This is a genomic window from Klebsiella sp. G-Nf4, from assembly GCF_002810615.1.
GTDB lineage: Bacteria > Pseudomonadota > Gammaproteobacteria > Enterobacterales > Enterobacteriaceae > Klebsiella > Klebsiella variicola.
In genome coordinates this window covers 35,021-50,382 of the sequence record NZ_PION01000014.1, presented here as the reverse complement: position 1 = coordinate 50,382, position 15,362 = coordinate 35,021, and the positions used below count along the sequence as shown (strand labels likewise).

The following is a 15,362-nucleotide window of genomic DNA, read 5'->3' as shown; positions in this document are numbered from 1 at the left end:
CCCCCGCTCGCGCTGCGCTTAGCGGGGCTACGAACGGAGCGGTTTGTATTTTATGTAGGTCGGATAAGGCGTAAGCCGCCACCCGACAAAATAGCCGCATCATCCGGTAGCCCGGATAAGGCGCAGCCGCTATCCGGGAACTCCCCCGCCCGCGCTACGCTTAGCGGGGCTACAGCTCACCCGATTGAGTAGCCCGGATAAGGCGCCAGCCGCCATCCGGGAACACCCCCCGCTCGCGCCGCGCTTAGCGGGGGCTAACTATTGCTACGTACGCTGGTAAACCACATCTTCAATAGTCGCTCAAAGCCTAAGATGCAGTAGCCGAAAAACGGATTGCTCCAGTAAATATCATCATCGAACTTCTGCGGGTCGTGAATAATAAACGCCGTATCCGCAGCCTGCGCCAGCGGGCTTTGATAATCGCCGGTAAAGCAGACCAGATTAATCTCCTTCCCCTCCAGGGCCTTCACCCAGTTAAGCGCCGAGCTGCTGCGCCCGGATTTAGAAATTATCCAGATGGAGTCGAAGCGGGCGGCGTTTTTCTGTTCCAGGATTTCGTAATCCGGCCACAGCGCCAGGCTCGCGTTGACGCCGGTGACGAGGAACTTGTTGTAAATATACTGGGCGATCAGCTGTGAAAAGCCGCTGCCGTGGATCAGGACGCGCTGCTGCGCAAGGCTTGCCAGCAGCGGCGTCAGCGCTTCTTCCGGCTGAACGCTCATGTAGTCGATATCGTTGGTGACATCGAGCTTCGGCATGGTGATATTGAACTTGATGAAATAGACCAGCTCCAGCCAGCCGCTGAACTTCAGTTTCTTCGCCAGCCGGACCAGCGAAGAGGGATTGCTGTAGCACTGTTCGGCCACAGCGCGGACTCCCTGGCGGATACACTGCTCCGGGTCGTTCTGAATAAAGCGCAGCACGGTCATTTCCGTTTTACTTAGCTTCACGTCACGAAAGATACTTTCTAAATCCATGGCAGGCTCCTCTCAGCGGCAGAATACGCTATCACCTGAGGGAAACCAGGTCTGTGGGATGGCTCTCAACGTCATTGCCGGTATTCACTGCACAGCAGCCATTTTGCGGGTTCATCTTCCTCGATTGAGGGAAAACGCCCGCCGGCCTCAAGAAAACGATTATCCGTACGATCGTCATTAACCATCGAGATTTCCCAACCCATCACCATCCCTTTTTCGGCCCAGAAGCGATGATAGAGGCGCACCGGTATACAGACACTCTGTCCTGGATGTAGCACCAGCGTTTCAGCGGGTTTCAGCGTACGCCGGCAGCCATCAATCGCCACGCTAACGGGACGCTGATGATCTAACTGTTCGTCCTGTGTCGCCCAGGCCAGTTGCATACAGAGGTCGCCGCCGCCACGGTTAATAATGTCCTCCATTTTGTGGTAATGAAAATGCCAGGGCGTTTGCTGATCTGGCTGAATCTGCAACATTTTTTCCGCATAGGGTTTGGCGTAACGCGGGTCGGATAATGAACCGTTGCGTAACGTCAGCAGCGTCAGGCCCGTTTCGCGAAAGCAACCGCTACCAAAATCCGTCACATCCCATCCAAGCTGTAAATCCTGGACTTCATGCCAACCTTCACGCCGCTTTTGCGGCCAGCATGATGCCGTAAAGTGAGCAAATTCCGGCAGGCTGATACGAAAAGTTTCGGCCATCGCCAGCGCTTTATCTATTGCATAGTTAATCTGGGAACGTTTCATGGTTTTACTCCGCTTCGCACGGCAAGCCAGGCGGCGCCGCGCATACCGCTACTGTCGCCATGCCGCGCAGAAATAATAGGGGTGGAAAAATGGTCGGTGAAGACAAGCGGGGCGACCACCGAGGGTAAATCCGCCACCAGCTGCGGCGCGTTGGATAAACCGCCGCCCAGCACAATCACGCCGGGATCGATGATATTGACGATAGTCGCCAGCGTCCGCGCCAGCTGTTGACGAAAGCGATGGACCTGATGGCAAGCGGCGGGTTCTCCCACCTGCGCGCGGGCAAGAATCTGCTCGCTCGACAAAGACTCTCCACTTAGCAGTCGATAGCGTTCACATAGCCCCGTTGCGGAAATAAAGGACTCCACACAGTTAAACCTGCCGCAATAACAGCGTGTCGGCGGCCCATCCTCCTCAGGAGAATAGCCGGGCAAGGCGATATGCCCGCACTCTGCGGCAATACCTGAGGCGCCGACGAAAGGTTGCCGCTCCAGGGCAATACCGCCTCCGCAGCCGGTGCCTAACGTCATGCCGAAAACCGATGGAAACCCTTCCCCCGCGCCATCGCATGCCTCTGATAAGGCGAAACAATTGCCATCGTTGGCTAACACCACCGGCTGACCGAGCGCCTGTTCAAGCGCATCCTGTAAACGATAGCCGTTAATCACCTGAATGTTGGCGTTACGAATGGCGCCATGCTGTGGCGAAACGCTACCCGGCAACGCGATGCCAATAGCCATCGGCGATCCCGTCCGCGCGCGAATATCGGCAACGAAATCCACGATGCACGACATAAATGCCTGACGGTTTTCTTTCCGTGTTGCGCAGCGATAACGCCCCCGCTCCCGTCCCTGCTCATCCATCACGACGGCGGCGATTTTCGTCCCACCAACATCCAGTCCGAGGTAATTCATCTTTGCCTCCTGCCGATTGGAAGGCGGGTACGCCCGCCTTCCGACTGGGTCAATACAAGCTTGCTTTGCCGGTGGAACCAAACAACTTCATTTTGTGGCGAATAACTTCACGTGCGGCAGTAATCGGTTCCGGATAAATCACATTCGGATCCCACCAGCTCTCTTTAGTCAAAATTTCACGTACTTTCAGGAAGTAGGCGTGTTTCATATCGCTGGAGATATTGATTTTCCCAACGCCGAGCGTGACCGACTCGGCGATTTCCGCATCCGGATTGGCGGACCCGCCGTGCAGCACCAGCGGGATCGACACCCGTCCGGCAATATCGCGCAGGATGTGCATCTGCAGTTCAGGTTGCATCCCTTTTGGATAGATGCCGTGCGCGGTACCAATCGCCACCGCCAAGGTGTCGACGCCGGTGCGAGTGACAAAATCCTGCGCCTGCGCCGGGTCGGTGTAGGTGACTTTCGATACCCCACCCTCTACCGACGTTCCCGTCTGGCCGATGGTCCCCAGTTCACCTTCAACAGAAACGCCAGCCGCATGCGCCAGCCTGACCACTTCCTGGGTTAAAGCGACGTTTTCTTCGTAGGGCAACAGCGACCCATCGATCATCACCGAGGTAAAACCGCACTGGATCGCACGCAGCACATGCTCCACCGACGCGCCATGATCGAGATGCAGTGTAAATGGCACCCGGCTACGCTGAGTGATGTCCCGCACGTAGCTAAAAAAGGAATCGCCGACAAAATCGTGCTCGCTGGGGTGAATGGAAATGATCGCGGGGGTATTTGTCGCTTCCGCCTCTTCCACGACGGCGCGAATAAAGCAGCTGTCCGCAACGTTAAATGCGCCGATGGCAAAGCCGTGTTCACGAGTCGGTTTCAGTATTTCTTGCATGGAAACTAACATGGTCTTCTCCAGTTTCAGGGTGTAGTTCGCCCTGCCAGGGCGAATATGCGCTGGCATAAAGGGCGTGACTGATAAGTAAATCAGGCGCGGTTCATGGCGCCGGACGCTTGTAAGTAAGGGATGATAGCTTCAGCGCTGGCGTGTTCCATCACCGCCATGGCATCGGCCAGTTCAATAGAGCTGTCATGGCAAAGGGTGTGGAGGAGTGCGGCTTTACCGGCCTCAAATACCGCCGCGCCGACATTAATCTTCGCCACGCCAAATGCCGGGCAGCGGGCAAGCTGATCAAATGGCGTACCGCTGCCACCGTGCAGCGCTAAGGGCACCGAAGAGGCTCGCTGCACCTGCGCCAGACGGTCAAAGTCCAGCGCGGGCGTCACCCCAAGCGCATACATGCCGTGGGCCGTGCCGACGGAGACCGCCAGTAAGTCGATACCGGTTTTCTCGATAAACGGAGCGACGTCCGCAGGTTGCGTCATCAGGTCGGCATTTGTCGCAGAGTCATAGCGCGGAGCATCCGCCAGATGCCCCAGCTCCCCCTCAACGCACAGCCCGACGCTGGCAGCCAGCGTAGTCACTTCACGGGTCTGGCGGATATTTTCCGCAAGTGGAAATGCAGAAGCGTCAATCATCAACCCGCTGAATCCAGCGCGAAAAGCCTGGCGGATCTTCACCGGTTCTTTCCCATGATCGAGACTCAAGGTCACGGGAACGCTGGCCTCTTCGGCAAGGGTCCTGGCCACCGCCATCGCCGTCGCTGGCGGGAAATGCGCCAGATGGCCCTGATAGAGATTGAGAATAATCGGCGCGCGGTATTTTTCCGCCACGCGTACCGCGGCGCGGGCGCTCTCCAGATTCATACAGTTAATCGCCAGCAGGGCATACTGTTCACGCCAGGCTTTCTCAACCATCTGCTTCATATCGGCAAACATAGGGCCTCCGTTTACTCAAGGGTAAAGGTGATTTCATCATCGGCGACCTTTTGGTCGCTCAGTTCATCAAACTCTTCATCACGCTCCGTGACCGGTTTTTTCCACAGCGACAACATCACGCCACAGATAACCGTCCCAATCGCCAGCGCCAGACAAAACAACAGCGGATGGGTGAACAGCGGCACCACAAACATCCCTCCATGTGGAACCGGACTTTCCACACCCCAGGTCATAATCAAGCCGCCAGCGACCGCCGAAGCCACGACACAGGATCCCACCACCCGCAGCAGATCGCGGGCCGCGATAGGGATCACCCCTTCGGTGATCATGCAGATACCCATCGGGAAGGCGGCCTTAAGCGCTTCACTTTCGGCACGGGTATATTTATGACGGGTCAGCAGGAAGGACAACGTAATACCGAACGGCGGGATCATGGAGCCGACAAACTTGACCGCCTCCGGCCCATAGACCCCGCTCACCAGCAAGCCATCGGCGAATAACGACATGGTTTTATTCACCGGCCCACCAAAATCAAAGGTGGCCATCGCGCCAAGAATGGCCCCCAACAGGAATCGTGAACCGCCCTGCATCGATTCCAGCAGATGAATCAAGGCCTCCTGCAACCAGGCAATCGGCTTGCCTATCAGGGTCATCATCAACAGTCCGCTGATAATGGTGCTTAGTACCGGCAGCACCATAATGGGCATCAGCCCTTGCATTGATTTTGGCAACCGCACGTAATGCTTTAACAGAAGCACCGTGTAGCCCACCAAAAAACCGCCCAGCATCCCGCCGATAAAACCGGTGTGGATCTGCCCGCAGACAAAGCCAACAATCAGTCCTGGCGCAAAACCGGGTCTGTCGGCAATGGAATAGGCAATCGCCGCACAGATGAGCGGGACAATGAGCCCCATCCCCCAACCGCCGATTTGATTCAACATCCACGGGATGGTGCCGACGTTCTCGGCGACATTAGTACCGCCTAATATCTGACCGAGGGCAATACAGATCCCGGCGGCAACAATCAGCGGTATCATCCATGAAATACCCGTTAACAAGTGCTTTTTAATTTCCTGCGAGACAGGTGGTTTATTCTCACTCATGGTAGATCCCTCCAGAATAAGGATCAGGCATTCGCTAAGGATTTCTCGACCTTTTCGATGAACTGAATCGGTGACTTAATAACGACCTCCGTTTTCACGCGGACAATTCGTTTGTTTTTAAAACGCTCTTCGCCTTTAATTTTCACATCAACGGCAAGAATAACGACATCGGCGGCAGCAATATCTTCGGTTGTCAGTTCATTCTCAGTACCTATTGTTCCCTGAGTTTCAACTTTGACATTGTGGCCCAGCGCTTTCGCGCCTTTCATTAACTTCTCACGTGCGATATAAGTATGAGCAATACCCGCCGTACAGGCGGCAACACAGACAATATTCATCTCAGACTCCAATAGTTATTGTTAGTAAACATCCGATTCAGCATATTGACTAAAGAGATCAATAATCTTCTGCGGACTGGTTTCTTCGAGCAATTGCGCAATAATGTCATCATCGGCCAACGCTCCAGCGACCTGGGAGAGTAAGCGGATATGGGTGGTATTTTGATCTTCCAGACGGACGGCAAATAAAATAATGCAACGAACCTGACTTCCATCGAGCGTTTCCCAGGCAATATCCTGGCGAGTACGGCCAATGGCGAGCGTAGTATTCAGCACCGCAGATGATTTCCCATGAGGAATAGCGATGTGATTTTCAAATCCGGTCGAACCTTCCGACTCACGCTGCCAAACATCCTTAATAAACGTTTCTCGACAGCTTATGGCCCCATCTTTCTGCAGCAGATCGGTTAATTCTTCAATCACCTCCGCTTTAGTCGTGGCCTTCATATCCAGCAATACACGCTTAGTATTTAAAATTCGGCTGATGTCCATATTATTTACCTCATGGATATAAAATTTCATTGCTGGCAGTTGACGTTGCAGCATGGTGTAATTTCTCAGTGATCACTTTTTCTGTTACCCGCTTAATATCGGCATCGTTAAAAAAAGCCGTTACATAGACTACCGGTAGCGCAATCTCCGGCAGATGAATGGTTGAAATGACCAGTTCAATATCATCCTGTCGCTGTAGCGTATGTAAACTACCCGCAGGCAGTACGCCGACGATGGTCCAGTCGGGAAAGGCCCTGAGGACCCGGCTTTTCAACAGATGCGAAGTACCAATCCCGGTCGAACACACCAGCAGTACCCGCTTTCTGGCCACCTGCCTCTCCATTGCAGCCTGGAAATGGACAGTTAAATAACCCACTTCATCTTCCGATACCGCGTTCTCGCCCCAGGCGGCAAATACCTGATTCACCACCCGCAGAGTTAATGGCCACACCTCCGTTAATTCGCCTTTGATATCTTCAAGCAACGGATTACGGATATAGATACGATAATTCAGTCGGTTGAGCAGTGGCTTGATATGAATGAGCAGCCCTTCATATAACGCGGTGTCATGCGTCAAATCGATATCAACCACCGAGGAAAACAAGGCGATCAGCCGGGAGGTGATTTGCCGGGCCTCATCGCTGGAGCGTATATTGCACAGCATGCTGATATCATCACGCTCTTCCACCAGCATGCCGGACGAAATAATGTATTGATAAATAAACCAGCTTTCGTCCTCTGGTAAAGGATGGGCAATGCGGGCCTCAATTTTTTGCAGCATATTCTGCGCGATACGAAAGATGGACTCATCAAATAACGGATGTCCCTGTTCGCGGCGCGGTAACGCATTACCTCGAGTGATGCGATACATCATAATCAGGATATGGGTGAAGATATTGACGTAATACGGCTCGCCCAGCGACCAACTGAGTTTACGTTCCATATCCTGTAAAAGTGACTGCACAAAGATGACATCTTCTTCACCGAAATAATGCACTAATGCTTTATAGCTACCGCTATCCAGACGGGAGTGAATAATATTCCCTGGCTCATTATGGTTAATAACACCATTAATTAATAAAGCCATGGCCTGGCGAACATGTGATTCACTCCCCTCAATATGAGTACCGCTCTGACTACGAATGAGCACCAGACCCAGTGGTCTAATCCATGATTCGATCACTTTTAAATCATTCACAATCGAGGCGCTACTAATAAAATAACGTTCTGACAATTTACTGATCGACGTTTCACGCGGCGTTTCACTTAATAACTGAGAAGCAATTTTCACACGCCGGGAATTATTCATCATGGCATCTGTATCATCGCTTTCGCTACTGAGCAACTGGTCTAGTTGCAACAGATCGGCGACGTTATCAGCCAATAGCATGACACCAGCGCCGGCACGTTTATCAATACTGATTTTCCAGTCAGAGAGCCATTGTTCGAGAAAACGTAGGTCACGCTGAACTGTTTTTTCTGAAACATTCAGGTGTTCAGCTATTTTCAATAACGTAACGTATTCTCGTTTAGGCAAGAGAAATTTTAATAATCTGTTCTGTCGCGAGGTAACCATTTGCATTATTTACCCTTATTGCATAGCAGATTAATGCCAATAAGACATCGCTATACGACGCGATCTCCACGAAAATCATTGAGGATAAATATAGGGAGAGAGGGAGTAAACAACAATACTAAATCGTGTCCGGACATCCGGACAGAAATAAGACAACCCGGAGAAAGAAAGAATATTTATAAGTCAGATCACACTTTTGCAATAAATATACGTGATAACGATCTCAAATTCGCCGAAGAATAACTCCCGCAATATGCTGCGGGAGTTTTTTATTTACAGCGTAATCGTCAACGTATTGCCCTGGGCGCTCACCACCACACCCCATTCGCTGCCAGCCTGCGTACCGCCCTGCACGCCCGCGACCTGCGGGATATTGCGCAGACACAGCGTCCAGCCGCGGGCCTCACCTTCGCCGCTCACGGCGATGGTGTTGCCCTGGCGTATAGCCTTCAGGGTGAAGATCGTCGAACCGTCGGCCGCCGGAACGTCACAGCGTGCCTCGCGTCCATCCTCGAGCTGGAACAGCTGGAAGGCGGTGCCCTCATGCCAGGCATAATCGGGTTTCTGGTCGTTGTTGCCCAGCGCCAGCAGGGTGTTGTCACGAACGTAGACCGGCAGGCTCAGCGCATCGTGATGCTGCTTATGCCAGCGGCTACCCGGTAATTCATCGTTATGCCACAGGTGCGTCCAGCGCCCATCCGGCAGATAAAATTGCACCTCGCCCGCTTCGGAGAACACCGGCGCCACCAGGACCGAATCACCGAGCATATACTGGCGGTCAAGATAGTCGCAGGCCGGATCGTCCTGAAACTCGAGCATCATCGCACGCAACATCGGCGTGCCGAACTCGTTGGCCAGCGCCGCCTGGCGATAGAGATACGGCATCATGCGGCATTTCAGCTGCGTGAAGTGGCGCACCACGTCGCAGGACTCTTCGTCGTAAGCCCATGGCACCCGATAGGATTTGCTGCCGTGCAGCCGGCTGTGGCTGGAGAGCAGGCCGAAGGCGCACCAGCGCTTGTAGACGTGGGCCGGCGCGGTGTTTTCGAAACCGCCGATATCGTGACTCCAGAAACCGAAGCCGGACATGCCGATCGACAGCCCGCCGCGCAGGCTTTCCGCCATCGATTCGTAGTTGGCGTAGCAGTCGCCGCCCCAGTGCACCGGGAACTGCTGCGCGCCCACCGAGGCGGAACGGGCGAACAGCACCGCCTCCTGCTCGCCGACGGTCTCTTTCAGCACCTTCCACACCAGCTCGTTATAGATGAATGCGTAGTGGTTGTGCATTTTCTGCGGATCGGAACCGTCAAACCACTGGACGTCGGTCGGGATACGCTCGCCGAAGTCGGTCTTGAAGCAATCGACCCCCATCGCCACCAGGCCTTTTAACTTGTCGGCGTACCACTGGCAGGCTTCCGGGTTGGTGAAGTCATAAATCGCCAGCCCCGGCTGCCACTTATCCCACTGCCACAGCGAACCGTCCGGGCGCTTCAGCAGGTAGCCCTTCTCTTTCAGCTCCTTGAACACCGGCGAGCGCTGGCCGATGTACGGGTTGATCCACACGCAGACCTTCAGCCCTTTCGCCTTCAGGCGTTTGATCATCCCTTCCGGGTCCGGGAAAGTTAGCGGATCCCATTCAAAATCGCACCACTGGAAGGCCTTCATCCAGAAGCAGTCGAAGTGGAAGACGTGCAGCGGCAGATGGCGCTCAGCCATGCCGTCGATAAAGCTATTTACCGTCGCTTCGTCATAGTTGGTGGTGAACGAGGTCGTCAGCCACAGACCGAACGACCATGCCGGCGGCAGCGCCGGGCGGCCGGTGAACTGCGTATAGCGGTTAAGCACCGCTTTCGGCGTCGGGCCGTCGATCACGAAGTACTCAAGGTATTCGCCTTCAACGCTGAACTGGACTTTAGAGACCTTCTCCGAGCCCACCTCGAAGGAGACGCGCTGCGGATGGTTGACCAGCACGCCGTAGCCGTGGTTGGTCAGATAGAAGGGGATATTTTTGTAGGATTGCTCGGTGCTGGTACCGCCGTCTTCGTTCCAGGTTTCTACCGTCTGGCCGTTGCGCACCAGCGCGGTAAAGCGCTCGCCGAGGCCGTAGACGGTTTCGCCGACGCCGAGGTCGAGGCGCTCAAACATGTAGTTGCGCTGGGTCTTACTATCCTGCACGTAGCCGTTGTTTTTCAACTGGCTACCGGTGATGCGCACGCCGTCGCGCAGAAAATCCAGCGCCCAGAATTCACCTTTAGTGACGCGCACGCTGAGGTTGCCGCTTTTCAGCTCGGCGAACCCGGCCGTATTTTCTATTTCGACATGGATGTCTTTCTGCACGTTCAGCGGATAGTGCGGGCCGTTATCCAGCGCGCCCTGGAAGTGCGCCATGCGCACGCCGATTATCCCTTCCTGAGGCGAGAAAAAGCGCAGGGTGAACAATGGCGTATCCAGCTGCCAGGCACGTTCGCGAACATCGCGCGGCGCGGCATAGACCACCATTTCATTCCCCTGCTGTTCCACCTCGTAAACCTGTACGGGTTGGATCAGGTTGAGCCCTGGTTGAATGAGCCAGTTTCCATCACTGATTTTCATTAAAACGTCCTCTTAGTTTTGCCATTCTTTATCGATCGGGGCTGCGGTGAAATCTTGTTCGTTGCGACGCGCGCCCTCGGCCAGCTCGGCCATCATTTTTTTCAGGAACGGCGTTTTCAGCGTGTAGTAGCGTTTGGCGATCACCGCGCTCAGCAGGTAGCACATCGCCGGAACGAGGGTGAACAAGGCGATAATGATGGTGAGGGTGGCGCCGTTCTGGGTTTTGGCGGCGGCGTCATAGCCGCCGCCGGCCAGCATCCAGCCGATCAGCGCGCCGCCCAGCGCCAGCCCCAGCTTGAGCACAAACAGGGTGCCGGCGAAGCTGATGCCGGTCAGGCGTTTGCCGTTGCACCATTCGCCGTAGTCGACGGTGTCGGACATCATCACCCACTGGATTGGGGTCACCAGCTGGTGCAGTACGCCAATGACGAAGATAAAGGCGAACATAGTGATTTCAGCGTCCATCGGTACGAAGAACATCGCCACGCTAAGCACCGCCAGGAGGGCGTTGGTCCACCAGAAGACGCTGACTTTGCATTTCCAGTCGGTCAGCGGTTTCGCCAGCGCCGAGCCAATCAGGTTGCCGACGCAGTAGGTGGTGAGGAAGACGGTGAACAGCGCCGCCGAACCCATGATCCAGGTGGTGTAGTACATCATCGCGCCGCCGCGAACGCAGACCGCGAGGATATTGAGGATGGTGAGCACGCCGACCACCCGCCACTGGTCATTGCGCCAGATATCGCGCAGGTCTTCACGCATCGAGGTGCTGCTCGGCGGCGCTTCGACACGCTCTTTAGTGGTGAAAAAACAGAAGGCCAGCATCAGGAAGGCAATGACTGACAGCACCGCGATGCCCCCCTGGAAGCCGAGCGCTTTATCTTCGCCGCCGATAAAGTTGACCAGCGGCATCATCAGCACGGTGGAGAGCATGCCCCCCGCCGTCGCCAGCACGAAGCGCCAGGACTGCAGCGAGATGCGCTGCGTCGGGTTGTCGGTGATCACGCCGCCCAGCGCGCAGTAGGGGATATTCACTACGGTGTAGAGCAGGGTCAGCAGCGTGTAGGTCACGGCGGCGTAGATCAGCTTGCCGTTGTGGCTTAAATCCGGCGAGCTGTAAGCCAGCACGCAGACGAGGCCGAACGGGATAGCGCCGAAGAGGATCCACGGGCGGAACTTACCCCAGCGGCTACGGGTACGGTCGGCAAGCAGGCCCATGCACGGGTCGGAAATCGCATCCAGCGCCCGCGCCAGCAGGAACATGGTGCCGACAAAGCCGGCGGGGATACCGAAAATATCGGTGTAGAAAAACATCATGTATAACATGACGTTATCAAAAATGATGTGGCTGGCGGCGTCACCCATACCGTAGCCAATTTTCTCTTTGACGGACAGAATATGATCTTTCATTTGCGCACTATTCCCTTAGCGGCACCGCGGATTGGTACCGGTTACGATTTTTGTAAACCTTTGCCGCAGTAAGATGAATTGCGATATCTCGTTATCAGATTACGTTTCTTGTTTTCTGTGATCGTGGTAGGGAATCAGCGAGTGAAAAAGTGTAACTCACGGATTTTGTGAGGATTTGTCCAGGACTGTTCTGTAAAGTCCAGTTTTAACAGTAAAAAAGTGCGTTTAGGTATGTGGTAAACGGCTGAAAGTAGCTATAATGCGCCCCGCCTCCATGTAGCAATCGAGGCGCGGAAGATCGTCATCTCCGGTGAGGTGGCTGGACTTCAAATCCAGTTGGGGCCGCCAGCGGTCCCGGGCAGGTTCAACTCCTGTGATCTTCCGCCAGTTTGCCTCTGCTCCCCAACAGCCACGCCATACCAACCTGAGCCCCCCCAAACTCATCATCCCAGCCAATCATTTTCATCCAAACCCTGCGTTATTTTGTCTCTCGCAAACCCGTTACACTGGCGCGGTGGCCGCGTGCCGTTGCCAACCGAAACAGGAGAGCCATAATGACCCCCGAACTCAGACACTGTTTTTCCATTACCATCCAGGTTGATAAACCGATAATTGTCTCCCGCATCCCGCAGACCGGTAAGCGCCAGCTGATCCCGATTGTCGGCGGCAGCGTCTCGGGTCAACTTCGCGGCCACGTGCTGTCCGGCGGGGTCGACAGCCAGATAATCGAACCTGACGGCACCTGCAGGCTGTCCGCCCGCTATGCCCTGCAGGTGGCGGAAGGGACAGTCTATGTGGAAAATAACGGCATCCGCCGGGTGCCGGCCCAGTATCATGACCAGCTGTTCGCCGACGATATGCGCTTTTTTAGCGATATTCCGCCAGAAACCATCTATTTTCGCACTGTTCCCTCCTTCGAGGTGGATACCCCCGCGCTCAGCTGGCTAACCACCTCGCTGTTTATCTGCTCCGGTGGACGAACCCAGGATGGCGTGATGCTCGATTTCTATCAGGTGGGCTGATTTTCACTTTCTGCGTATAACTGTTATTGCCGTTAGCCCGTTTTTCCCCTTCCGGCAGCGGTCTACGATGGCGTCCTCTCTTCCTTTACCCGAATCGCAGACCGGAGCAGTTATGAAAGCTATCGCTATTACTCAAGCCGCCGCTGACGGCAACAACATCCCTTCTTTAACCGAGATCGACCTGCCGGTCCCCACCGCCCACGGGCGTGACCTGCTGGTCGCCGTGAAAGCCATCTCGGTCAACCCGGTGGACACCAAAGTGCGCGCGGGATTCCAGGGCGACACGCCGCGGGTGCTGGGCTGGGACGCCGTTGGCGTGGTGCAGTCCGTCGGTGAGGAGGTGACGTTGTTCGCCCCGGGCGATGAGGTCTGGTACGCTGGCGCGCTGGGCCGGGCCGGGAGCAACAGTGAATATCAGCGGGTGGACGAGCGCCTGGTGGCGCATAAACCGCGCACCCTCGATAACGCCGCTGCCGCCGCGCTGCCGCTGACGGCGATCACTGCCTGGGAGCTGCTGTTTCACCGTCTCGGCGTTGAGGAAGGCGGCAACGCGGGCGACACACTGCTGATCGTCGGCGCGGCGGGCGGCGTGGGGTCAATCCTGACCCAGCTGGCCAGCAAACTGACCGCCATGACGGTGATCGGCACCGCCTCGCGTCCGGAGAGCCAGCAGTGGGTCCGCGAGGCGGGCGCGCACCATGTGATCGATCACAGCAAGCCGCTCGCCAACGAGCTAGCGCGCATTGGCATCACCTCGGTGACCCATGTCGCCAGCCTGACCAACACCGAGCAGCACTTCAACGCGCTGATCGACGCCCTCGCCCCGCAGGGCAAGCTGGCGCTGATTGATGACCCGGAGACTCTGGACGTGGTGCCGCTGAAAGCAAAAAGCATTTCCCTGCACTGGGAATTTATGTTCACCCGCTCAATGTTTGAGACGGATGACATGATCGCCCAGCACCAGTTGCTCACCCGCGTGGCAGCGCTGATCGACAACCACACGATCAAAACCACCCTCGGCGAACACTACGGCGCCATCACCGCCGCCAATCTGCAGAAAGCGCATCGCCAGCTGGAAACCGGGCGCGCCGTCGGCAAGATCGTGCTGGAGGGGTTTTAAGATGATATCGCTTATCGCCGTGCTCAAGGCGAAACCGGGCCAGACGGACGCCCTGCGCCAGGCCCTGCAGGCGCTGCTCCTGCCGACGAGACAGGAGCCGGGCAACCTCGACTACGCCCTGCTTCAGCTGCGCGACGCGCCGGACACCTTCTATATGCGCGAGGCGTGGCAGGGACAGGACGCCCTCGATGCGCATGTCGCGATGCCCTATTTTCAGGCGTTTATTACGCAGATGGAGTTCCTGCTGGCTGAGCCGCTGCGGCTGGACTATCTGACGGCGATTGAGCCTTAGCAGGTTCGATTCACGAGGGGTGGGAAAATCACGCCCCTCCGCCGCACGGGTTAGTTAAAAGTGGGCGGGAAGCGGGTGAGCGATGGTCCTCAGCACACCGCGATGGATCGTAATATAGTCGCCTTTGCGCAGCTCCGACAGAATCGACATAATGCGGCTGCGCGACAGGTTGGTACGGCGAAGGATAAAGTTTAATACGTTGATTTTTCGACGATACGCCTCCGGATAGCCTGCCAGCTCTATTAACAGGGTTCGCACCATCAGGTAAGAATCCACCCCCATCATCTCCTGCGAACGCATGCTCAACACCATCAGCCGCTGCGCCAGAACATGGGCCATCTCCTGCCACAAGTTTTGCGCATTGAGGATCTCGACCGCGGCCTGATGCGCTATCCAGTGTCCGCGCAAATCTGTCTCAGCAAACAGAGAGCAGTGGTGTTTTTCCGGAATACCGTTAAAGACGCCGTAACCATCGATTAATCCCAATAGCGAAGGGGAAAATATCGTTGATATCACCATGTTGTTTTCCGCATGGCATAGCGAGGCAATCCCCTCTTCGAGCAGAATTAATCCGGATTCAGCCTGGGTCGGCGGAAAACGATAATAGGTCGATCGCGGCAGCGCAAAGGGTGAGCTGGCGGGCAGGAACGCAGATAACAGGGATTCCACCGCGAATAACGGCTTTGTCTGTCTTCCGTAATAAAAAGACGGTAACGCCTGGTCGGTAGAGAGGCTGGCTGCAGGTATCGACATGGTTTTATGCCATCGGTCAGGTTGAAAAAGTGATTCGTTGAGAATCATAGTATCAACAGGTGAAATAACGAATAAAAGACAAGACGTTACGGGGATAAAAAGAGTGTAAGCATCATTATCTGCAATAACTATTTATCTTTATTCTACAGGAATAAATAATACTATTTGCCGTAAATACCTATAAGGCT

At 55.3% G+C, this 15,362-nt stretch carries 15 protein-coding genes and 1 tRNA gene; 4 read left to right on the top strand and 12 right to left on the bottom strand.

The features are described 5' to 3' along the window. Nucleotides 1-254: 254 nt before the first annotated feature. The 11 genes from CWM57_RS23525 to CWM57_RS23475 all read right to left on the bottom strand — a co-directional run bounded on the left by CWM57_RS23525 (nt 255) and on the right by CWM57_RS23475 (nt 11,987). Nucleotides 255-977, bottom strand: coding sequence for a MurR/RpiR family transcriptional regulator (locus CWM57_RS23525; RefSeq protein ID WP_100630955.1), 723 nt, complete (start codon nt 975-977; stop codon nt 255-257). A gap of 71 nt (nt 978-1,048) precedes the next feature. Continuing rightward, a complete protein-coding gene (locus tag CWM57_RS23520; RefSeq protein WP_100630954.1) occupies nt 1,049-1,723 on the bottom strand; it encodes a D-lyxose/D-mannose family sugar isomerase in 675 nt (224 codons plus the stop codon). Further along, complete coding sequence (locus CWM57_RS23515; RefSeq protein WP_074386935.1) at nt 1,720-2,637, bottom strand: ROK family protein; 918 nt, start codon at nt 2,635-2,637, stop codon at nt 1,720-1,722. The genes CWM57_RS23520 and CWM57_RS23515 overlap by 4 nt, the downstream gene beginning before the upstream one ends. 49 nt (nt 2,638-2,686) lie before the next feature. Continuing rightward, complete coding sequence (locus CWM57_RS23510; RefSeq protein ID WP_100676494.1) at nt 2,687-3,547, bottom strand: ketose-bisphosphate aldolase; 861 nt, start codon at nt 3,545-3,547, stop codon at nt 2,687-2,689. Nucleotides 3,548-3,627: 80 nt separating this feature from the next. Beyond that, the gene (locus CWM57_RS23505) at nt 3,628-4,479 is read right to left on the bottom strand and encodes a class II fructose-bisphosphate aldolase (protein WP_100676470.1); all 852 of its coding nucleotides are present in this window, start codon (nt 4,477-4,479) and stop codon (nt 3,628-3,630) included. An 11-nt stretch (nt 4,480-4,490) separates the two neighbouring features. Next, nucleotides 4,491-5,582: a PTS fructose transporter subunit IIC gene (locus tag CWM57_RS23500; protein ID WP_074386933.1), complete on the bottom strand. Its 1,092-nt coding sequence runs from the start codon at nt 5,580-5,582 to the stop codon at nt 4,491-4,493. A gap of 23 nt (nt 5,583-5,605) precedes the next feature. Next, nucleotides 5,606-5,920, bottom strand: coding sequence for a PTS fructose transporter subunit IIB (locus CWM57_RS23495; protein WP_015369119.1), 315 nt, complete (start codon nt 5,918-5,920; stop codon nt 5,606-5,608). A gap of 21 nt (nt 5,921-5,941) precedes the next feature. Beyond that, on the bottom strand, nt 5,942-6,412 hold the full coding sequence (locus tag CWM57_RS23490; protein WP_074386932.1) for a PTS sugar transporter subunit IIA: 471 nt from the start codon (nt 6,410-6,412) through the stop codon (nt 5,942-5,944). 10 nt (nt 6,413-6,422) lie between these two features. Further along, entirely contained in the window at nt 6,423-7,994 is a 1,572-nt protein-coding gene (locus CWM57_RS23485) for a BglG family transcription antiterminator (protein ID WP_074386931.1), read from the bottom strand. Between the two features lie 267 nt (nt 7,995-8,261). After that, nucleotides 8,262-10,580, bottom strand: coding sequence for an alpha-xylosidase (gene yicI, locus CWM57_RS23480; RefSeq protein ID WP_100676469.1), 2,319 nt, complete (start codon nt 10,578-10,580; stop codon nt 8,262-8,264). 12 nt (nt 10,581-10,592) lie between these two features. Further along, on the bottom strand, nt 10,593-11,987 hold the full coding sequence (locus tag CWM57_RS23475; protein WP_100676468.1) for a glycoside-pentoside-hexuronide family transporter: 1,395 nt from the start codon (nt 11,985-11,987) through the stop codon (nt 10,593-10,595). 292 nt (nt 11,988-12,279) lie between these two features. Here CWM57_RS23475 and CWM57_RS23470 point away from each other — a divergent pair. The 4 genes from CWM57_RS23470 (at nt 12,280) to CWM57_RS23455 (ending at nt 14,421) form a co-directional block, all read left to right on the top strand. Then, nucleotides 12,280-12,374, top strand: a tRNA-Sec gene (locus CWM57_RS23470). Between the two features lie 167 nt (nt 12,375-12,541). Next, complete coding sequence (locus CWM57_RS23465) at nt 12,542-13,009, top strand: DUF3237 domain-containing protein (RefSeq protein ID WP_100676467.1); 468 nt, start codon at nt 12,542-12,544, stop codon at nt 13,007-13,009. Between the two features lie 112 nt (nt 13,010-13,121). After that, nucleotides 13,122-14,129, top strand: coding sequence for a zinc-binding alcohol dehydrogenase family protein (locus tag CWM57_RS23460; protein WP_100676466.1), 1,008 nt, complete (start codon nt 13,122-13,124; stop codon nt 14,127-14,129). 1 nt (nt 14,130) lies between these two features. Next, nucleotides 14,131-14,421 (top strand): putative quinol monooxygenase, encoded by a 291-nt coding sequence (locus CWM57_RS23455; RefSeq protein WP_100676465.1) that lies wholly within the window; start codon nt 14,131-14,133, stop codon nt 14,419-14,421. Nucleotides 14,422-14,475: 54 nt separating this feature from the next. Here the strand turns inward: CWM57_RS23455 and CWM57_RS23450 are convergent, their stop codons facing one another. Further along, entirely contained in the window at nt 14,476-15,174 is a 699-nt protein-coding gene (locus CWM57_RS23450; RefSeq protein WP_100676464.1) for a winged helix-turn-helix transcriptional regulator, read from the bottom strand. Between the last annotated feature and the right edge of the window lie 188 nt (nt 15,175-15,362).